General features: G+C 65.4%; 24 protein-coding genes and 1 tRNA gene. 11 read left to right on the forward strand and 14 right to left on the reverse strand.

The genetic code is table 11. The features are described 5' to 3' along the window. Positions 1-184: 184 nt before the first annotated feature. Positions 185-982, forward strand: a complete 798-nt coding sequence (locus WC585_RS12620; protein ID WP_373258337.1) for a hypothetical protein — start codon at positions 185-187, stop codon at positions 980-982. A gap of 380 nt (positions 983-1362) precedes the next feature. On the opposite strand, the gene WC585_RS12625 is transcribed toward WC585_RS12620, so the two are convergent. Beyond that, positions 1363-1452, reverse strand: a tRNA-Ser gene (locus WC585_RS12625). A 135-nt stretch (positions 1453-1587) separates the two neighbouring features. Here WC585_RS12625 and msrA point away from each other — a divergent pair. From msrA to WC585_RS12640, 3 genes are read left to right on the forward strand one after another with little or no spacing between them, the layout of a single operon-like run. Continuing rightward, positions 1588-2235, forward strand: coding sequence for a peptide-methionine (S)-S-oxide reductase MsrA (gene msrA, locus WC585_RS12630; RefSeq protein ID WP_373258338.1), 648 nt, complete (start codon positions 1588-1590; stop codon positions 2233-2235). Positions 2236-2237: 2 nt separating this feature from the next. After that, the gene (locus WC585_RS12635; RefSeq protein ID WP_373258339.1) at positions 2238-2585 is read left to right on the forward strand and encodes an MmcQ/YjbR family DNA-binding protein; all 348 of its coding nucleotides are present in this window, start codon (positions 2238-2240) and stop codon (positions 2583-2585) included. Between the two features lie 59 nt (positions 2586-2644). Continuing rightward, positions 2645-3178: a cytochrome c gene (locus WC585_RS12640; protein WP_373258340.1), complete on the forward strand. Its 534-nt coding sequence runs from the start codon at positions 2645-2647 to the stop codon at positions 3176-3178. Here the strand turns inward: WC585_RS12640 and WC585_RS12645 are convergent. The 8 genes from WC585_RS12645 to flgF all read right to left on the reverse strand — a co-directional run bounded on the left by WC585_RS12645 (position 3144) and on the right by flgF (position 9474). Further along, positions 3144-4964: a DUF885 family protein gene (locus tag WC585_RS12645; protein ID WP_373258341.1), complete on the reverse strand. Its 1821-nt coding sequence runs from the start codon at positions 4962-4964 to the stop codon at positions 3144-3146. The genes WC585_RS12640 and WC585_RS12645 overlap by 35 nt on opposite strands. A 67-nt stretch (positions 4965-5031) precedes the next feature. Beyond that, the gene (locus WC585_RS12650; RefSeq protein ID WP_373258342.1) at positions 5032-5550 is read right to left on the reverse strand and encodes a hypothetical protein; all 519 of its coding nucleotides are present in this window, start codon (positions 5548-5550) and stop codon (positions 5032-5034) included. Positions 5551-5564: 14 nt separating this feature from the next. Beyond that, entirely contained in the window at positions 5565-5996 is a 432-nt protein-coding gene (locus WC585_RS12655; RefSeq protein ID WP_373258343.1) for a hypothetical protein, read from the reverse strand. A gap of 38 nt (positions 5997-6034) precedes the next feature. Next, the gene (locus WC585_RS12660) at positions 6035-6502 is read right to left on the reverse strand and encodes a hypothetical protein (protein ID WP_373258344.1); all 468 of its coding nucleotides are present in this window, start codon (positions 6500-6502) and stop codon (positions 6035-6037) included. A gap of 73 nt (positions 6503-6575) precedes the next feature. Further along, positions 6576-7319 carry a flagellar basal body L-ring protein FlgH gene (gene flgH, locus WC585_RS12665; RefSeq protein ID WP_373258345.1) on the reverse strand — a complete coding sequence of 248 codons (744 nt, stop codon included), beginning with the start codon at positions 7317-7319 and terminating at the stop codon, positions 6576-6578. A gap of 15 nt (positions 7320-7334) precedes the next feature. Then, entirely contained in the window at positions 7335-7937 is a 603-nt protein-coding gene (locus tag WC585_RS12670; protein WP_373258346.1) for a flagella basal body P-ring formation protein FlgA, read from the reverse strand. Next, complete coding sequence (gene flgG, locus WC585_RS12675) at positions 7934-8722, reverse strand: flagellar basal-body rod protein FlgG (protein ID WP_373258347.1); 789 nt, start codon at positions 8720-8722, stop codon at positions 7934-7936. The genes WC585_RS12670 and flgG overlap by 4 nt, the downstream gene beginning before the upstream one ends. 14 nt (positions 8723-8736) lie before the next feature. Continuing rightward, positions 8737-9474, reverse strand: a complete 738-nt coding sequence (gene flgF, locus WC585_RS12680; RefSeq protein WP_373258348.1) for a flagellar basal-body rod protein FlgF — start codon at positions 9472-9474, stop codon at positions 8737-8739. A 176-nt stretch (positions 9475-9650) separates the two neighbouring features. Between flgF and WC585_RS12685 the strand changes: the two genes are divergently transcribed. The 4 genes from WC585_RS12685 (at position 9651) to WC585_RS12700 (ending at position 12958) form a co-directional block, all read left to right on the forward strand. Continuing rightward, entirely contained in the window at positions 9651-10325 is a 675-nt protein-coding gene (locus WC585_RS12685) for a flagellar basal body-associated FliL family protein (RefSeq protein WP_373258349.1), read from the forward strand. A gap of 2 nt (positions 10326-10327) precedes the next feature. After that, entirely contained in the window at positions 10328-11386 is a 1059-nt protein-coding gene (gene fliM, locus WC585_RS12690; protein ID WP_373258350.1) for a flagellar motor switch protein FliM, read from the forward strand. Next, complete coding sequence (locus WC585_RS12695; protein ID WP_373258351.1) at positions 11386-11961, forward strand: DUF6468 domain-containing protein; 576 nt, start codon at positions 11386-11388, stop codon at positions 11959-11961. Before fliM ends, WC585_RS12695 begins: the two co-directional genes overlap by 1 nt. 73 nt (positions 11962-12034) lie before the next feature. Then, on the forward strand, positions 12035-12958 hold the full coding sequence (locus tag WC585_RS12700) for a MotE family protein (RefSeq protein ID WP_373258352.1): 924 nt from the start codon (positions 12035-12037) through the stop codon (positions 12956-12958). Positions 12959-13060: 102 nt separating this feature from the next. Here the strand turns inward: WC585_RS12700 and WC585_RS12705 are convergent, their stop codons facing one another. Both WC585_RS12705 and folE read right to left on the reverse strand, forming a co-directional pair. Continuing rightward, a complete protein-coding gene (locus WC585_RS12705) occupies positions 13061-13498 on the reverse strand; it encodes a biopolymer transporter ExbD (protein WP_373258353.1) in 438 nt (145 codons plus the stop codon). Between the two features lie 169 nt (positions 13499-13667). Continuing rightward, positions 13668-14294 carry a GTP cyclohydrolase I FolE gene (folE, locus tag WC585_RS12710; protein ID WP_373258354.1) on the reverse strand — a complete coding sequence of 209 codons (627 nt, stop codon included), beginning with the start codon at positions 14292-14294 and terminating at the stop codon, positions 13668-13670. 161 nt (positions 14295-14455) lie between these two features. Here folE and cysS point away from each other — a divergent pair, with 161 nt between their 5' ends. Continuing rightward, positions 14456-15907 carry a cysteine--tRNA ligase gene (gene cysS / locus WC585_RS12715; protein WP_373258355.1) on the forward strand — a complete coding sequence of 484 codons (1452 nt, stop codon included), beginning with the start codon at positions 14456-14458 and terminating at the stop codon, positions 15905-15907. 64 nt (positions 15908-15971) lie between these two features. On the opposite strand, the gene WC585_RS12720 is transcribed toward cysS, so the two are convergent. From WC585_RS12720 to WC585_RS12730, 3 genes are read right to left on the reverse strand one after another with little or no spacing between them, the layout of a single operon-like run. Continuing rightward, positions 15972-16187 (reverse strand): hypothetical protein, encoded by a 216-nt coding sequence (locus WC585_RS12720; RefSeq protein ID WP_373258356.1) that lies wholly within the window; start codon positions 16185-16187, stop codon positions 15972-15974. Between the two features lie 11 nt (positions 16188-16198). Next, positions 16199-16645, reverse strand: a complete 447-nt coding sequence (locus WC585_RS12725) for a hypothetical protein (RefSeq protein WP_373258357.1) — start codon at positions 16643-16645, stop codon at positions 16199-16201. Positions 16646-16681: 36 nt separating this feature from the next. Beyond that, positions 16682-18499 (reverse strand): tetratricopeptide repeat protein, encoded by a 1818-nt coding sequence (locus WC585_RS12730; RefSeq protein ID WP_373258358.1) that lies wholly within the window; start codon positions 18497-18499, stop codon positions 16682-16684. Positions 18500-18632: 133 nt separating this feature from the next. Here WC585_RS12730 and flbT point away from each other — a divergent pair, with 133 nt between their 5' ends. After that, on the forward strand, positions 18633-19055 hold the full coding sequence (gene flbT, locus WC585_RS12735) for a flagellar biosynthesis repressor FlbT (RefSeq protein ID WP_373258359.1): 423 nt from the start codon (positions 18633-18635) through the stop codon (positions 19053-19055). After that, the gene (gene flaF / locus WC585_RS12740; RefSeq protein WP_373258360.1) at positions 19015-19383 is read left to right on the forward strand and encodes a flagellar biosynthesis regulator FlaF; all 369 of its coding nucleotides are present in this window, start codon (positions 19015-19017) and stop codon (positions 19381-19383) included. Before flbT ends, flaF begins: the two co-directional genes overlap by 41 nt. Positions 19384-19386 lie beyond the last annotated feature (3 nt).

Below are 19386 nucleotides of genomic sequence, written 5' to 3' on the forward strand. Positions count from 1 at the left end.
TACATCATCACCACGAGTCGGATCACCTCCGGCGAGCTGTCGAAGTAGCGGAACGGGTTGGTGCTCTTGGCCATAGCGACGACGCTAGGCGGACCGGATTACCGGCTGGCTAAGTTTGGGCTGACAAGCCCCGCACAAGTCCCTGATCCATCCCGGCAACCATCCGCCCATCGTGGACAGACAGGTGTTCGACCGCGTCCAGGCCATGCTGGCCCTTAAGACCCGCAGGATCATGATCAACCAAAGTCGGCCCGACCACAGCGCCCTGTTCAAGGGCCGTCTGTTCGACATGGACGGGGTGGCGATGACCCCGACCACGGCGCGAGGCAAGAGCGGCCAGGTGTTCCGCTACTATGTTTCTTCAAACGTGCAGCGCAACCGGCCAACACCGGGCAGTCCCGAAGCTATCCGCCGTGTGCCGGCCCTAAGCCTGGAGCGGATGATCCGGCAGATCGCTGCCCGGATGCTGCCGCTGGCCGAAGATCCCGTCCATGCCATCTCCAGGATCGAGATACACCCGCATGAGGTTCACATCGGCTTCAACCCCCGGACCCTCGCATCAGATGAGCGGGCTAAAGACCTGCTGTTCGATGCCATGGCCGCCCGCGTCGAGCAGGGGGAGCGCTTCGACCCGGATAGCAAGGTCTGGTGGCTGCGCATCGCACGGCGTCTGAAGTTCCGCGGTGGAAAATCCACCTTCACGGCGGGCGGCATCCAGCCAGCGACCCTCGATCCGGTTCTGGCCAGGGCCATCCATAAGGGTCATGCCCTGCTCAAGGACTGCACCGGGTCCAACGGACGACTGACCAAAGCCCCCAGCGATCCCCACGAGCGGATGCTGATCCGTCTGGCGTTCCTCGCCCCCGATATCCAGGCCGCAGTGTTCGCTGGCCAACAGCCGCAGAACCTTAGTCTGGAAGCCTTGCGCTTCGCGCCGATCCCGCTGGCCTGGGACGACCAGCGCGCGGCATTCTGCGACTAGCTCAATCGCATTGCCTGATCCGGTCAGCCGCTGCCTGTTATGGGCGGCGGCTTTCCCTGTTCCGGCGTTTGAATTTCCCTGCCTGAAACAGGCGAGGCATTCAGAGGGCGCATGCTCTGGTCAGTCAGGGCGGGCTTTGTCGGTCGCGGCATCGCGTTCGCTGATCAGTTCGATGCAACATTTTCCCAGTTAAAGTCCCTGTTCGCAGGGAAACCCAACCGGATCATGGTCTCGCAGAGACACGGCTCTGCGAAACAGAGGGAAATGGCCGCGTAAGCCCCGGAGATAATGAGGGAAAGCAGGGAATGGCCCGCGTTAGCAGGCAAGTTTCACTAGCTTGCGGAAGAGAAAAAGCTCAGTCTTTACAAGGGAGTAGCCGGTGGCGGACAGAGAGGGATTCGAACCCTCGGTAGGCTTTCACCTACACACGCTTTCCAAGCGTGCGCGATCGACCACTCCGCCACCTGTCCGTTTCCACGACGCGCGTGAACCCGCCGGACGGTCGATCCAGCGGAGGGCAGGCTGATAGAACAAGCAGACCCCCTCGGCAAGCGGGGTTGTTGCCCCCATATGGGTGCAAAGCCGATTTCGTGAGGATCATCGCCATGCTGTTTCAGAAAACCGAACTGCCGACCGCCGACACCGCCCTGCCGGGGCGCGATACGCCGCTGCGGACGGACGAGATGCATTTCGTCTCGGGTCGCCCGCTGAAGGGGCCGCATCCGGAGGGCTTCCAGACGGCCATCTTCGGCATGGGCTGTTTCTGGGGGGTGGAGCGCATCTTCTGGCAGTTGCCGGGGGTGTGGGTGACGTCCGTCGGTTATTCTGGCGGGATCACGCCCAATCCGACCTATGAGGAGACCTGCACCGGTCGCACCGGACACACCGAGGTGGTTCAGGTGGTCTTCAACCCGGCGGAAATCACCTATGCCGAGCTGCTGAAGGCCTTCTGGGAAAACCACGATCCGACGCAGGGCATGCGTCAGGGCAATGACGTCGGCAGCACCTATCGCTCGGCCATCTATTATCTGAACGACGAACAGAAGGCCGAGGCGGAGGCGTCGCGTGATGCCTATCAGGCGGCGCTGTCGAAGGCGGGTCGCGGCCAGATCACAACCGAGATCGCGCCGGCTGGGCCCTATTATTTCGCCGAGGACTACCACCAGGGCTATCTGGCCAAGAACCCTGCCGGCTATTGCGGGATCGGCGGGACGGGCGTGGTTTGCCCGATCGGCGTCGGCGTAGAGGCCTGATCGTGGACCGGCAGGGTGTAGGCAAGGTCTGCCTGGCCCTGACCGGGGTCACGCTGGATCATCCGTTCGGCGACGACCACGACTGCTACAAGGTCGGGGGCAAGATGTTCGCCATGGTCGGCGCGCACGGCGGGCTGTCGTTCAAGGTGTCGGACATCGCCTATGAGGTGCTGACCGAGGATGGCCGCGCCCGTCCGGCCCCCTATCTGGCGCGGGCGAAATGGGTGCATCTGGACGATATCAGCGCTTGGCCGGATGATGAATTGGCCGAACATCTGGCGATCGCGCACGGGATCATTGCGGCCAAGCTGACGAAGAAGGCGCGGGCGGCGTTGGGGCTCGACGCCTAGCGTCTTGCCAAATCCCGAAAACCGGCGTTCTCTGCGCCCGCTTTTCGGGGGAGGGCGGAATGCGGCTTGTGATGTGTGCGGCGGGTCTGGGTGCCATCGCCCTACTCGGGGCCTGCGAGAATGCTCAGGTCAGGGTCACGACGCCGCAAACGACGCGGGTGGTCGCGGCCACGGACATCGAGGCCGGGCGGTATCTGGTCCAGATCACCGGCTGCAACGATTGCCACTCACCGCGCGGAGCCCCGGGGTCGCCTCCGCTGGGTGAGGCCGACACGCTGAGGGGTAATGGCATGGGCTTCTATGGCCCGTGGGGAACGACCTATGCCGCCAATCTGAGGCTGACGACGGCGACGCTAACCGAGGAGGCCTGGGTCGATATGCTGTCGACGCGCGAAGGTCGCCCGATCATGCCTTGGGCCAGCGTGCGGGCCATGGACGACGCCGACAAGCGAGCCATCTATCGCTACATCCGGTCGCTGCCCGGCGAGCCGGGGGAGGCGGTGCCGGACGGGCTGCCGCCGGGCCAGGTGCCGTCCACGCCTTATGAGGACCTGAACATCAAGATGCCGGCGAGCGCGCCGCCTCCGCGCTGATCCAGCGGTCCATGCGGGCGTCCAGCAGTTCCAGCGGCAGGGGGCCATCCACCAGCAGGGCGTCGTGAAAGCGGCGGATGTCGAAACGGTCGCCCAGGGCGGCCTCGGCGCGGGTGCGGATGGCGCGCAGGCGGATTTCGCCAATCTTGTAGGCCGTGGCCTGGCCGGGCCAGCCGATGTAGCGCTGGAGCTCCGTCTCGATGTTCAGCGGGGCCAAGGCCGAGTTGTCGCGGAAGCAGGCTCTGGCCTGTTCGATGTCCCATCCCATCCAGTGCAGGCCGGTGTCGGCGACCAGACGGCAGGCGCGCCACATCTCGTAGGATAGCCGCCCGAAGCGCTCAAAGGGGGTGCGATAGAAGTCCATCTCCTCGCCCAGGAATTCGGCATACAGGCCCCAGCCCTCGACGAAGGCGGTGACGTCGGCTCCCCGTCGGAAATAGGGCTGGTCCTCGGCTTCCTGTTGCAGGGCGATCTGCAGGTGGTGGCCGGGCACGGCCTCGTGCAGCGTCAGGGCGGGCAGTTCGTAGAGTGGCCGCTGATCGAGGCTGGAGGTGTTGATCATGTAACCGCCGGCAACACCGGTCTTCATCGACCCGCCGAAGTAGCGGCCGGTGGTGTAGTTCGCCTCGATCTCGCGCGGGACCGGCCGGACGCCATAAGGCAGCCGGGGCAGGGTACCGAACAGGGCGGGCAGACCGTCGTCGGCCCGCTTGGCCATCTCCGATGCCTTCTCCAGCAGGCCCTCGCGGCTGGTGGCGTAGAATTGCGAATCGGTGCGCAGGAAGGTCAGGAAGCCCGCGAAATCGCCGGTCCAGCCTGCGGCCTGCATCTCCTCATCCATGCGGGCGCGGATGCGGGCGACCTCTTCCAGGCCGATGGCGTGAACCTGATCCGGCGTCAGGTCGGTGGTGGTGTAGCCACGCACGAAATAGGCATAGAGGTCGCGCCCGCCGGGACGCTGGCCGATGCCGGGCTGGGTCTGGGTGGCGGGCAGATAGTCGTCGGTCAGAAACCTCAGCCATTCGGCTCGGCGGGGCGTGATGCCCTCGGCGATCAGGGCGGCGGCGCGGGCCTTTAGCGCAGTCTGATCGGCGGCAGGGATGGTCGCGGGCAGGTTGGCCAGGGGAGCCATCAGGGGGTCGACGGCGGGCGTGATGGCGGCATCGGTCTGCGCCAGGGTCAGGGCGTTTTCGACGACCGACCGAGGCTGGATCAGGCGGGTTTCCAGACCGCGCCGGGCATGGGCGAGGGTGGCATCATACATGGCGGGCATGGCGGCGAGGCGCGACAGCCAGGCCTCGGCATCGCGCTTGTTCGCAATGCGGGTGACCGAGGCGATATAGGCCAGCGACTGACCGACTGCGCCTTCGGAGTTCAGGGCCAGCCGGCTGGTATCCAGCGCCATGCCTTCCAACTCGCGGTCGATCAGGAACAGCAGGAAGGTGCGGTTCTGGGCATCGTCGGCCGACAATCCGGCCATGGGGATGGCCTCCAGCCGCGCCTTGAAGGCCTGTAGCGGCGCGCGGCGAGCCAGTTCGGCCTCACGCGAGATGTCGGGCAAGCGCGACAGGGCGGCGACGTCGCCGTCGAGGCCCGCCGAGATCGGATCGTTGGCCTTCAGATAGGTCTCGTAGTCGGTCAGGATGGTGGCGAGGGCGGGGTTGGCTTGACCCGCCGCATCAGACGCGGGCTGGATCGTGGCTGGGGCACCGGTCGACTGAGCCAGAGCGGTGCCGGGCAGGGCAACCAGTAGCGCCAGAAGGCTGACGGCGGTGGTGGTGTTCATGGATCTGCCCCTCGTGCCCCGAGCGGGCGCGGTAACTGCACCGGACGCCAGGCGCGGCGTCAAGGGATCAGGTGCCGGAACCCCGCGTGCAGAGGGCGAAGAACTGCTCGATCCGTTCGGCGGACGCAGGCTGGGGTACGTAGGTTTCGCGGATGTCGCCATGCCAGGCGGCCATCCAGCCGACGCGGCGGAACCGCTGGAAGACGGGCGCGTCGGACCGGGCCTGGGCCGTCAGAACCAGGCCGGCGTGGACGACGGCAGGCTCGGCCTGGGCGAAATTGCGTTCGGTGTCGCCGCCGGATTCGAGATGGATTTCAGGCGCGGCACCGTCTTCGGCGCTGGCGGTCAGATCCAATAGCTCGCTGCCGGGTATGCATTCGAGGCTGAGCTTGAGATCGTCGCTGCGCTCAGCCCCATAGGCCAGTTTTGCCTGGCTGCCGTCGGTCGAGAGGAACCAGTCGTAGCCCGGGATCGGCTGGGGGGCACCTGATGGGGCAGCGTTCTCGGAAGTGGGTGCGGGCGTCGTGGAACAACCAGCAACAGTCAGGCTGACGACTGCAAGAGACAACAAAGACACGCGACGCATGGGCTACTCCGGAACTAGCCGGAACAAAGCTCGGCGAACCGGCGCAGCTTGGCAAGATGGGCCTGCGGGATTTCCAGCGTCCGGCGGGTTTCGCCAGCGCTCATCGACAGGCTGCCCTCGCGCGCGAAGGCGGCAAACACCGGATGGTCGGTGCGCAGGGCGACCTTGACCGATCCGGCGCGTCCGGCCTCACTCTGTGTCATGGCGGTTGACGTGCCCGCCGCGATCCGTGTCATGCCGGTCATGTCGCTGGTCTGATAGAGGGTCAGTCGGGCGACACTGGAGCCGGGCTCGCATTCCAGGGTCGAGCGCAGGCTGGGCGTGTCGGGGATTTCGTTGGCGAGGACGACCGGTGCGCTGTCGGCATACAGAGTCCAGGTCCACGCGGTTTCGGGCGCAGGGGTGGACTGCAGGGCCAAGGCCCAGGCGGCGATCAGGATAGACATGGTGCAGCCCCTCGCTGTCGTTCGGCCTCAGGACGCCGTCAGGCGGAGCGCGTTCCGCAGTCGTCCAAGAATGCCCTTATAGACTGGCGCTCGGTTTGTGTCGCGGGAAGGTCGAAGCGGCGCTCGGGTCCCTCGACACCCAGGCGTCCGGCGCGAGCAAGACGCGCCATGGCGGGGTCGTCGGCGGACAGGGCGCGCATTTCGATCAGGTCGCCGCTCAGGGGGTCGATGTCGGCCTCGAGACTGCCTGCGGATCGAGCCGCGACCGGATGGACCGCGCCCATGGTGACGATCTCTCCGTCACCGATGCGGCAGCTCATCATGACGGCCAGTTGGTCGGAGTTGGCGACGCCGTAGAACAGGCGTGCCTCTGGCCCGTCATGATTGATGTGCCAGCCCATGCCTTCAATGCCTTCGGGGACCACCTGAGTATCCGTAGCCATGGTCTGGGCCGCAAAGGCGGCCAGTCCGAGGGCGGCGACAGCAGGAAGGGCGATCTTGAGCAACGGGGGATACCTTGCGTTCGATCATTGAACGCGGGTGTCCCTCAACGGTTCACGGCACAGCTTTACAACCAGATCAGAACGGGCTGAACCGCTCCACCAGCGACTGGGCCGCAGGCGTAGCCTGGACCCGGCTGATGTCGCCGCGACCGCCATAGCTGATGCGGGCCTCTGCGATCTGGGTGTGGGCGATGGTGTTGGCCGAACTGATGTCCTCGGGCCGCACGATGCCGGCGACGGTCAGCTCGCGCACTTCGCGGTTGGTGCGGACCTCCTGGCGACCCTGGATCATCAGATTGCCGTTGGCCATGACGTCGGTGACGACGGCCGCGATGGTCAGGGACACCCGCTCCGAGCGGTTGACCGAGCCGGAGCCGTTGGCGTTGGACTCGCCCTCGATGCCCACCATGGTCGAAGGGTCGAAGCCACCGGGGAAGATGCGGCCCAGGCTGTTTTCCAGGCCGAAGAAGTTGGTCACGCCGCCCGAGGCATTGTTGGTCCGGCTGCGCTGGGTCGAGTTCTGGGTCTGGGCGCGGTCGTCGATGTCGATGTTGACCGTCAGGATGTCGCCGACACGGCGGGCGCGCTGGTCGCCGAAGAAGGTGCGTGATCCGACCCGCCACAGGCTGTTGGCGCTAGCGGCGCGATCCGCCCGCTGCTGCTCCGGCGTCGGCAGATAGACCTGGCTGGTCGGGACCAGGGCCGCCGGATAGCCGATGGGGGCCAGTTCCGGCCCGCGTATGGCCTCGACGGCCGTCGAGCAGGCCCCGAGCGCCAGGGTGGAGGCGAGGGCGGCGGTGGTGATCAGGGCGGTACGCATGAACTGTGATCCCTCTTAGCGAGCGGCGAACTGGTTGGAACGGGCGGACTGGGCGGCAGGGCCCGCGATGGCGCGGCCGGGGCCGGTGGCGACGGCGTCGATGGTGCGGCCGGACTGCAGGTTCAGTACGGCGACGGGCTCGCCCATGGCGGCATTGCGCTGGGCGCGGCCGGTGACGGTCAGGCGGATGCCGCCGGATTCGAAGGCCACCTCGACCAGGTCGTTGCGGCTGATGACGCGGTCGGCATAGGCGGCGCGGGCAGGGGCGTAGGTGGTTGCAGCGGGTGTCGTCGGCGAGACCGCGGGCCCTGCGCTGGCGGACGCAGCAGGAGCCTCTGCGACGTGGCGGACGACGACGCGGCGCAACCCGGTCGGATTTGCCCAGTCCAGGCCGGATTGTCGCGCCAGACTCTGGAGCTGAGCGGCTTCGAAAACGATGGAGGGGCCGACCCGGCGGCCGACGACGACGCCAGACGCGCCGCCGGCTCCATCGAACAGGTCGCCCAATGTGACCTGGCCGTCTGAATCGACGGGATTGCTCTTCAGCGTCACCGGGCCAGCGAAGGCGGAACCCGCGACGGCCAGGGCCAGTGCGGCCCCCAGGATCAGCGCCCTCATGACTTCACCTGCGAGGCGACGGACAGCATCTGGTCGGCGGTTGTGATGACCTTGGAGTTCATCTCATAGGCACGCTGGGCAATGATCAGCGAGCTGATCTCGGCCACGGCATCGACGTTCGAGGCCTCGGTAAACTTGTGCAGCAGCTGGCCGAAACCGACCTCGCCGGGTGTGCCGACATTGGCCGGGCCCGAGGCCGTGGTTTCCAGCAGCAGGTTGTCGCCAACGGCTTCCAGCCCTGCCTCGTTGAAGAAGGTGGCGATCTCGAGCTGGCCGACGATGGAGGGCTCGGTCTCACCCGCCGTGATGACCTGGACCTGCCCGGACTTGGAGATGGAGACGTCCACCGCATCCTGGGGGATGGAGATGTTGGGCTGGACCGCATAGCCGTCGTCGGTGACCAGCTGGCCCTCGCCGTTCAGGGCGAAGTTGCCGGCGCGGGTGAAGGCCGTCTCGCCGGAGGGCAGCAGGATCTGGAAGTAGCCGCGTCCGTCGATGGCCACATCGTAAAGCCCGCCGGTGTTGGTCGGCGTGCCCTGTTCGGTGACGCGGTAGACGGCACCGGCCTTGACGCCCGCACCGATCTGGATACCCGTCGGAACCACGGTGCCCTGGCTGGACGACTGTGCGCCCATCCGCTCGACGTTCTGGTACAGAAGATCCTGGAACTCGGCCCGCTGGCGCTTGTAGCCGACGGTGTTCATATTCGCGATGTTGTTGGAGATGACCTCCACGTTCAGCTGCTGGGCCGACATGCCCGAGGCGGCGGTGCGAAGTGCGCGCATGGTTCAGTCTCTCCTTACGACACCCGGCCCAGCCGCTCGACCGAGCGGCGGGACAGGTCGTTGGTGTTTTCGATCATCCGCGAGATGCTCTCGTAGGCTCGCTGGATCTCGATCAGATTGGTGATCTCCAGGATCGGATTGACGTTGGAGCCTTCCAGCATGCCCTGACGCACACGGGCGTCTGTCGCCTCGACGGGCGCAGCGTTGGAGGCGTTGCGGTACAGACCGTCGCCACCCTTTTCGAGCACAGACAGGGTGTCGAAGCGGACGACGGCGAGACGGCCGGTCAGCTCGCCGTTCTGGCTGATGGTACCGTCAGGACCGACGGCGGGCTCGCCCAGTGCACGGTCCAGGATGATGGGGCCACCGTCGCCCAGAACGGCAAAGCCGCCCTCGGTGGTCAGTTGACCCTCGGCGTTCAGGGTGAACGCTCCATCGCGGGTATAGGCCTCGCCAGCCCCGTCCTGCAGCTTGAAGAAGGCTCCTTCGCCCTCAATGGCGAAGTCCAGGCTGCGGCCCGTCTGTTCCAGCGCACCCTGGCCGAAGTCGCGGCCGACACCCTTGTCCAGGACGAAACTGGCGCTGGGCCGGATGAAGGCGTTGCGGGCGCGCTCGCCGACCTCGGTGCCGACCAGCAGCTGTTCGACCTTGAAGCCGGTGGTGTCGGCATTGGCGATGTTGTTGGCCACGATGTCGAGCTCGCGGCGGAGCGTCATCTGGCGCGATAGTCCGACGTAGGCGGCATTTTCCATGAGCGGCTCCTTTCGCAAAGAGGCCTCGCAACGGTCGTGCCAACAGGGTTAATCCAGTGGTGGCGGGCTTTGCCGCCGATTTCAGCCTTGCGGACCCGGCAGGATTTGCCGGTTCTTAGCGGCTCGTTAACCAAAAAACGGTCGAATGGCCTTCGAGATTCTCCGGGGCGCTGTGAATGCTGAAGTTCGGCAAGAAGAAGGACAAGAAGGGCGGCGGTGACGCCGATCTTCCGGCCGTGTCCGATGCGCCTTCGACCGAAGGCGAGGGCGGGGAGGGTGCAGATACCGCGCCCAAGAAGAAGAAAATCCCGCTGCTGTTCATCGTCATCCCGGCGGCAGTACTGGTGCTGGGTGGGGGTGGGGCCGCAGCCTTCTTCATGCTTCAGCCCAAGCCGGCTGCGGCGGAGGCCGAGGGCGGCGAGCATGGTGAGGCCAAGGCCGATGCAGGCCATGGCGAGGCCAAGAAGAAGGGTGGGGGCGACCACGGCGGCGGCGCCGAGGGCGAGGCCGATCCGTCCATGGGCGTGATCGCCGAGGGTCCTGACGGCATCACCTTCTTCACACTGCCGGACATGCTGGTGAACATTCAGGGGCCGGAGGGGCGACCGACCTATCTCAAGCTGAAGCTGACGCTGGAGACCAAGGATGCCCACGTCGCCGAGCAGCTGCAAAGCGAAATGCCGCGTCTTCAGGATATGTTTCAGGGTTTCCTGCGCGAACTGCGGCCCGAAGATCTGGCCGGATCGGCGGGCAGTTTTCAGTTGCGGGCCGAAATCCTGCGTCGGGTCAATCTGGTCGCGGCACCGGGCAAGGTGGATGCGGTCCTGATCGAAGAAATGCTGGTGCAGTAGGCATGACCGACGCTGCGTTCGCCGAACCGATCGACCCGTTGGGCGAAGAGGACGAGGATCGTCCCTCTGCCTTGTCCGAAAGGGTTCTGAACCAGGACGAGATTGACAGTCTGCTGGGCTTCGATCTGGGCGACGACGACGGGTCCGAGCGCTCAGGCATTCGAGCCATCATCAACTCGGCGCTGGTGTCCTACGAACGCCTGCCAATGCTGGAGATCGTGTTCGACCGTCTGGTGCGGTTGATGACGACCAGCCTTCGCAACTTCACCTCGGACAACGTCGAGGTTAGCCTCGACAACATCAGCTCGATCCGGTTCGGCGACTATCTGAACTCAATTCCTCTGCCGGCTATTCTGGCAGTGTTCCGGGCCGAGGAGTTGGACAACTACGGCCTGCTGACGGTCGATTCCAACTTGATCTATTCGATCGTTGACGTGCTGCTGGGAGGCCGACGCGGTACCGCGGCGTTGCGGATCGAGGGCCGACCTTATACGACTATCGAGCGCGTGCTGGTCCAGCGGATGGTCGAGGTCATCCTGAACGACGCTCGTGCCGCCTTCGAGCCTCTGACGCCGGTGCATTTCAACCTTGATCGGCTGGAGACCAATCCGCGCTTCGCCGCCATCGCGCGTCCGGCCAATGCCGCCATCCTGGTCAAGCTTCGGATCGACATGGAGGACCGTGGCGGCCGGGTCGAGCTGCTGCTGCCCTATTCGACGCTGGAGCCCATCCGCAAGATGCTGCTGCAGCAGTTCATGGGCGAGAAGTTCGGGCGCGACAATATCTGGGAAGGCCACCTGGCCACTGAGCTCTGGACGACCGAGACTGAGGTCCGCTGCGTGCTGGACGAGCAACAGGCCCCCCTGTCGCAGGTGCTGGCCCTGAAGGTCGGCGACACGATGATGTTCAACGCCACGCCCGATTCCGACATTTCGATCCGGGCCGGGACCATACCGCTGACTACCGGCAAGATGGGCCGCAAGGGCCAGCATATCGCCGTGCGTGTGGAGGCCCCGATCAATATCGACGCCGCCGCCCGACTGACTGGAGGAAAACGCTGATGACCGGTTTGATCCTGGATGGTGTCCTGATGGTGCTGCTGGTCGCGGCCCTGGGCTATGGCGTGCGGCTGGAGCGCAAGCTGTCGGCCCTGCGCGCGGGTCAGCAGGCGTTTGCATCGGCCGTGACGGAGCTGAACACGGCCGCAGGGCGGGCCGAGACGGCACTGGCGACCCTGCGGGCCTCGGGGCATGAGACCGATCTGCTGCACGACCGCATCGTCAAGGCCCGTGAGGTCAAGGCTCAGCTGGAAGGGTTGATCGCCCGTGCGCCTTCGGCGCCGGCTCGCGCCGTTGTGGAGGAAGCGCCGCTGGAACTGCGCGCTGTCGCGCCGCGTCCAGTGCCGGTAGCCGCGACGGCACCCGTTGCCACGACAGCCGACGACGAGCGGGCGCTGCGCATGGCGGCCCTGGCCGAGCGTATCCAGGGCATGGCGGCACCGGCCGTAGCGCGTGCCCAGGCCCCGGGTGGGTCGAATGTCTCGGCCATTCTGGGGGCGATGACCGCTAACCAAGCCGCGAAGCAAAGTCTCAATCAGGCGCGGCGTAATCTGGACGAAGACCTGTTCGCCGCCTGAAGATCATCCTTCTTGCCCTATGCCTGCACGCGCGGCGTGCAGGCGACTTGAGGGCTCTTGTGAGTAACCGACCATGAGCAAAATCCCGCGCCTGTTGCCCCTGATTGCCGTCGCCATCGGCGGGGTCGTGGTGGTCCGTGCCGTCGGCATTGCGCCGGGTCTGTTCGAGGGGGCTCAGGCCTGGGCCGAGGAGGCCGTGCCGGCCGCAGCCGCGGCTGCGGTCAAGCCGGCCGCGGCCGTCTGTGCCCTCACGCCCGAGCAACTGGCCCAGCAGGCTGGGATTTCGCCAGCAGAGTTGCGTATCCTGCAATCGCTGCAATCGCGTCGGACGCAACTGGATGCGCGGGATACCGACCTGGCGTCCATGCTGCCGCTGATGGCGACGGCCGAGCAGAAGCTTGATGCCCGCGTGCAGGCGCTGGAGGCCGTCAAAGCTGAGGTACAGCAACTGCTGGGACAGGTCAGCGAGCAGGAGAAGGCCGAGAATGATCGCTTGGTCGCCGTTTATACAGCCATGCGTCCTAAAGAGGCGGCGCGGGTGTTTGCGACCCTGAGCGACGATGTACGCCTGCCCGTAGCCGCCGCAATGCGGCCTCGGTCACTGGCGGCCGTCATGGCCCAGATGGAGCCTGCTGCAGCCCGAGAACTGACCGAGAAACTGGCCCGGCGTTTCGCCGCCCGCCAGCAGCTAGCCGCGCGAGCCGCGACGGCGGCGACGGCGGCGACGGCCAATGCACCCGCCCCGGGGCCGGTGGCTGTGCCGACCGCGAATGCTGTGCCGTCGGCAGCGACGGCGACGCCGCCAGCCCCGACCCCGGCAGTAGCTCCAGCGCCGGCCACGCCGACGCCTCGTCCTGCCGTGCGCCGGGCACCGTCCAGGCCCACGCCCCGTCCCGCCACCCCGACCCCGACTCCGGCTGCAGCGGCTCCGTCAGGACCGCAGCCCTATCAGGCAGGTGAGGCGGCACCGGCGGCTCCGCGGCAGTCCGTTCAGTAAGGAGCGGTTGCCGCTTCGAAGTCGGCAGCAGCTGACCTGTCGATAAGAAAAAAGCCGCGTCCCGAAGGGCGCGGCTTTCTTTCATCGGAATGACAGGAAGGTCTATTCGATGTCTTCGTTTAGCAGGCCGACCTTGTAGAAGCCTTTGTCCTGAAGCTCGTTCATGACTTCCATGAACTGGCGGTACTCGACCTCGGACTGGGCACGAACGAAGACGCGCTCCTCGCGGCAGTCGGTCGTAACCTGCTGGGCCGCGCACACGTCTGCGGTCAGGCCGGCCAGGGTTGTCTGGTTCTCGGAGATATAGAGGTCGCCACCGTTCTGGATGGAAATGTAGACCGGCTCTTTCGGATTGGGATCGTTCGGGTTCGGGATCGCCGGCGGCAGGTCCAGCTTGATCGACACGGTCGCCAGCGGCGCGGCCACCATGAAGATGATCAGCAGCACCAGCATGATGTCGACGAACGGCGTGACGTTGATGTCCGAGTTCTGCTCGATCGTCTTGCCCTTGCCACCGGGGCCGGAAAGTTTAGCGCCCATACGCTGGTTCTCCCTCAAGCCCGGCGCAACACGCGGCAGGCGACAACATTAGGTCGGGTCGTTTCTTGGCGTCCCGGTCCGCGCTTGTAAAGCACGTTCGGCACCCATTGCGTTCCCTGATCGCTTCAAGCGCAGTTATTCACGCCTTGCGGGCGCAAAAAAGGCCGCCTCAACCCTTGGCCAGCTTCAGGAAGCGATCCTTCAGGGCCTCGTCGGTCTTGAATACGCCGGTGAAGCGGGTGGTGATGGTCGAGACGTGGCGGTGATGCACGCCGCGCGTTGTCATGCACTGGTGCTCTGCATCGATCATGATGGCCACGCCTGCCGGCTGCAGGTTCGATTCGATGGCCTCGGCGATCAGCTGGGTCAGGGTTTCCTGGGTCTGCAGGCGACGCGAGAAGATTTCGACCACACGGGCCAGTTTGGAGATTCCGACGACCTTTTCCGTGGGGATGTAGGCGACATAGGCCTTGCCCAGGAACGGGGCCATATGGTGCTCGCAGTGGCTCTCCACCTCGATGTCGCGCAGCAGGACCATGTCGTCATAGCCTTGGACGTCTTCGAAGGTGCGGCTCAGCTCCTTGGCCGGATCGGCGTCATAGCCGTCGAACCATTCGGCATAGGCGTCGACGACGCGCTTGGGCGTGTCCTTCAGGCCTTCACGATCGGGGTTGTCACCGGCCCACGCCAGCAGGGTGCGGACGGCCTTCAGGGCCTCGTCGCGGCTGGGGCGGGTCACGACGGTGTCGCGGGCATCGTTGACGCTCACCAGAGCGGGTGTGGACGGGGTGGTCATCGGTCCTGTATCCGCGGCGAAGTAGCGCCGAAGCGAAGGCTTCGGATGGACGCGCGCCGCGCTCCCTTGAAAACGTCCGCGCCGCTGTTCGCAGCAGGGACGAAACGGCTATATGGGCGACCCCGGCTTAGCCGCAAGCACTTCCAAGGCCCCGCAGCATTATGACGCTGACGCTTCACGACACCCTGCACCGCGAAAAGCGTGTGTTCACACCGCGCGACCCGAACCGGGTGACGCTCTACGTCTGCGGGCCCACCGTCTATGACTATGCCCATATCGGCAATGCGCGCCCCCCCGTCGTATTCGACGTGCTGGTGCGCTTGCTGCGCCGGACCTATGGAGCTGACAGCGTCGTCTATGCCCGCAACGTCACGGACGTGGACGACAAGATCAATCAGAAGGCCGCGAAGGAAGGCGTACCCATTGGCGAGGTGACCGCGCGTTACGAGGCGGCCTATCTGGCCGACATGGCACAGCTGAACGTGTCGCCGCCGGACATCGCGCCGCATGTCACCGACCACATGGACGCCATCGTGGACCAGATCCAGGCTATAATCGACCACGGCTGCGCCTATGAGGCCGAAGGCCATGTGCTGTTCGACGTCTCGTCCTACGAAACCTATGGGCGGCTGTCGGGACGCAATCTGGACGACATGATCATGGGGGCCCGCGTCGAGGTCGCGCCCTACAAGAAGAACCCGCACGACTTCGTCCTGTGGAAACCGTCGAAGGTCGACGAGCCTTCGTGGCCGTCGCCGTGGGGGGCGGGGCGTCCCGGCTGGCATATCGAATGCTCGGCCATGATCGAACAGACCCTGGGGCTGCCCATCGACATCCACGGCGGCGGCATCGACCTGGTCTTTCCGCACCACGAGAACGAGATCGCGCAAGGGGTCTGTGCCCACGGCCATGCCCATTCGGCGGACGCGCATCAGGAATACGCCCGCTACTGGATGCACAACGGCTTTCTGACAGTGGACGCTGAGAAGATGTCCAAGTCGATCGGCAATGTGCTGCTGCTGCACGATTTGGTGCAGTCGATGCCGGGCGAAGTTGTCCGCTGGGCCCTGCTGAGCGCGCACTATCGCCAGCCGCTGGACTGGAACCAAGCATTGCTGGACCAGTCGCGCAAGAATCTGGACCGGCTGTATGGCGTGCTGCGGGACGCCGATGCGGCCTTGATGGATTTCGATATCTCGACGCTGGAAGAAGCCGAGATGGAGCTGGCGGAGAATGCGCTCGATCCTGTGCTCGACGCGCTCGAGGACGACCTGAACACGCCCGCGGCCGTGGCCCAGTTGTTCGCTCTGGGCAATGCGCTGCGCGAGCTGTTGAATGATGCAGAGGCCGACATCAACGATGTGGCCATGGCGCGCTGGAGCCTGATCGAGGCCGCTGGTCTGCTGGGCGTCTTGGCCCTGACGGCGGACGCCTGGTTCGAGGGCGGCGATGCGACGCTGAAGACCGAGGTCGAGGCCCTGCTGGAGGAACGCGCCACCGCACGCGCCGCAAAGGACTGGCCCGAGGCCGACCGCATCCGTGACCGGCTGAACACCCTGAATGTCGTGGTCATGGACGGGCCGGAAGGCGCGACCTGGCGGGTGAAGGGGTAGCGCGAACACTGGACCGGCATTTTAGCGTTTCCGACAGCGAGAAGCGCCAACTTGCAGCGTGCTGTCAGGTAATCCGCTTGGCGGTGGCAGGATCGCTGGCGGGAAATGTCTCCTCCAGACTTTCGTCGATGAGGGCTTGCTGGCGATCTTCGGCCATGCGGTCTTCGGGCTTCAACTGATCGGGCTTGCCGTGTTCGCGCTCAGCCTTGCGGGCGTGGGGCGTGTCGGTGTCGCAGTCTTCCTGGGCGCGGGTCTTGGATGGGGTGTCGGACACGGTCATGAATTCGCTCCTCAGTGCGTGGTGTTATCGTTGTCGCCAGCGGCGGCATCAGGGCCGTAGCCCAGGCTTTCGATATCGTCATCTGACAGGCGTTTGGCCTCCCAGTGGGCGGCGCTGGCCTGCGCCCCGCGAGCGTTGCGCATGAGGCCCGAATAAACGAGCTCGACCTCGTCTTCGCCGCCCTGGCTGTCGCTTTCGCTGTCGATCTGATTGATGCGTTCGCCATCAAGGCCCAGCAGGGCGTCGGCTTCGGCCTCTATGCCGGAGGCCCCCTGGGTTTCGTCCAGATCATCGGGCTGATCTTCGTCGAAGTCTTCCTCGTCGGCGTCACCCTCGACCTGGGTCACATCCAGGACGGGGTCGGCCTCGTCGGGCAGGAAGTCGCCGTCGCCGTCGTCGTCCAGATGGGTTTCGTCGTAGGCTTCGGCCTGAGCCTGATCGTCGTCGATATCCGGCATGATGAGTCTCCCTGTACCCAAAGACAACGTCGCGGGTCAGGCGGTGTTCCAGTCTCCGGATACGGCGCGAGCCAGGGCGTCGCGGATGTCCTGAATGACCTGAGGCCAGCCGTCGACAGCGGCACGGCTGAAGATGCGGACATCCGGGTAGAAGACGTACCGGTCGGTCTGCATCAGGTGCCAATCGTCGGGGGCGGCCACCATCCAGGTACGAGCGCCGGCAGCGGCGGCGATATTGGTGCCCGCGATGCCTGGGCCGATGACCAGATCGCAGGCGGCGGACAAGGCGGCAACGTCCTCCAGATCGTCCCTGAGATTGATCGGCGGCGTCCAGATATGCACGCCCGCCGCCTCGGCCGCCGCAAGGTCGTCGGAGACGTCGCCGCACTGGAGGTTGATCATGACGCAGCCAGGAGCGGTCAGGATCGGCTGCCACAGCTGAAAACCCGTGGCGAAGAAGGCGGCGCGAGCCCCCGTCATGACCAGGCTCTTCCAGTGAAGCCCGACCTTTAGACCGGGGCCGAGCGCCTGAAGTTCGGATGTCCAGTGCGCGATGCGCTCAGGGTCCGGCACGATGATCTGCTGGGCCGGGGGGAACGCGGCGATCGACGGGCGATAGACGGCCATCAGGGAGGCGATCGGGGTCCAGGCGTCCATGCGAACGCCGGCTTCTGACAACGCCTCGACGAAGGGCATGTAGCGGGTCAGGCGGCCTTCCAGCCGCACGGCTCGGTGCCCGCCGACGATGGCGCGGGGATGCGCGCGCTGGAACAAGGGCACCATGCGCGTTTCGACCGCCAGATAGACCTGACCGTCCGGGCCAACGGCGTCGATGACGTCGGCGAGGGCATTGGCGAACACCAGTTCGTCTGCGATTCCCTGTTCGCCCACCACCAGCAGGCGCTTGCCGGCAATGTCCAGCGTCGCCGGGTCCCAGCGCGGAGCATCGACCGCCACCCGCATGGCATCTGGCAGGGCGGGGTCCAGCCGTGCCTCATAGGCCTCGAACCCTTCGGGTATCCTTGCCAGACCCATCATGGTGATGGCGCGGGCCATGCGCATCATGGCCTGTTCATAAGGCGTTTCGGCACCGGGCAGAGCCGCGTCGATGTCATCGAGCGCACCGACCATGTCACCCAGAGGAGAGCGGGCATTGGCGCGGTTGTACCGGGCCTTGGCGAAGTCGGGATCAAGACGCAGGGCCTCCTCGAAAAAGATCAGGGCCTGATCGACCTGACCCTGATCGTTCAGGACGGAGCCGAGCGTGTTCCACAGAACAGCGTTGGCGGGTTCGATCTCAAGCAGGGGCGTGAGCAAGCCGATGGCGTCAGCATAGCGGTTCTGATCACGCAGGACGCAGGCCAGATTGTTGGTCGCTTCGGCATGGCCTGGATGGGCGGCGAGGTAGCGCAGCAATAGCTTTTCGGCGATGGGCAGATAGCCCAGCTGATGCGCCAGCCGGCCCAGGTCATGGGCGATGTCTGTACCTTCGGGCAGGCGCTGCAAGGCCGCCTGATAGGCCTCCAGGGCCGCGACGACCTCGCCCGACTTTTCATGGCAAATGGCCAGGACATGCCAGGCAACACCACTTTCAGGATCGGCCTTTAGCGCGCCCTGAGCCTGACGGATACCAAGAGCGAAGTTGCCGCTACGCACAGCCGCCAGGGCTGCGCGTAGTTTTTCAACCACAAGCCGTTGGGCCTTGGCCGAAGACGGTCTGGATCCACCCAGTGCGTGCGACAGCCTGCGGATGGCTGCAGGGGAGGCGGCATTGCCGACCGTCGCCTGAAGCACGGCGCGCGGGGCATGCGCCTGCTCTTGCGGGGCGGCATCCAGCAGGGGGTTGGTGGTCATGAGCAGGCCTGGTTCGGGATAAGGGGCATGGTGCCTCGAACGTCACAAGGGATGGTTAACCACGACTGTTTAGCCTGCATTTGCTCGCCTGATTCCATTCTGGGTTCTCGGGCCAGTCGGAGTGCGTCCTCTCATGCCGCTGAAGCTGTCGCTCAAGCCGGGCGAGAAATTCGTTTTGAACGGGGCCGTCGTCCAGAACGGGGACCGCCGGGGCGTATTGATCCTGCAGAACAAGGCCAGTGTACTGCGCGAAAAGGACATCATGCAGCTGGAGGACGTGAACACGCCCGCCCGGCGCGTCTATTTCCCGGTCATGATGATGTATCTGGACGAGACCTCGGCACCCAAGGTCTATGACGAGTTCGTGCTGCGCCTGACAGAGTTCATGGGGGCCACGCGCAACCCTGAAATCCAGGCCGAATGCGTCTCAGCCTCGCGCCATGTGATGGCCAAGGAATACTACAAGGCGCTGATGTCGGCCCGCAAACTGGTAGATTACGAGGAGGGTCTGGCCGATGTCGCTTCAGGCGTACGCGTCCGCAGCCAAGCGGACTGAAAACCCGCGCGAAATGGAATACCGGCTGTTCGGCCAGGTCACCCGCGCGCTGATGCATGCGGCGACGGTCGACAAGTCGGACATCGCCACGCGCATCGACGCCCTGGACTGGAACCGGCGCCTGTGGTCGGTGCTGGCCACCGACTGCTCGGACCCTGACAACCGGATGGACAAGGCGCTGAGAGCCCAGATCATCTCGATCAGCCTGTTCGTCAGCCGCCATTCGTCCGTGGTGATGCGCGGCGATGACGACTTCGAGGCGCTGATCGACATCAACAAGATGATTATGCAGGGGCTGGCCGGACCGGGGACAGCTCAGGCGGCCTAGGGC

The sequence above is a fragment of the Brevundimonas sp. genome (genome assembly GCF_041648055.1).
GTDB lineage: Bacteria > Pseudomonadota > Alphaproteobacteria > Caulobacterales > Caulobacteraceae > Brevundimonas.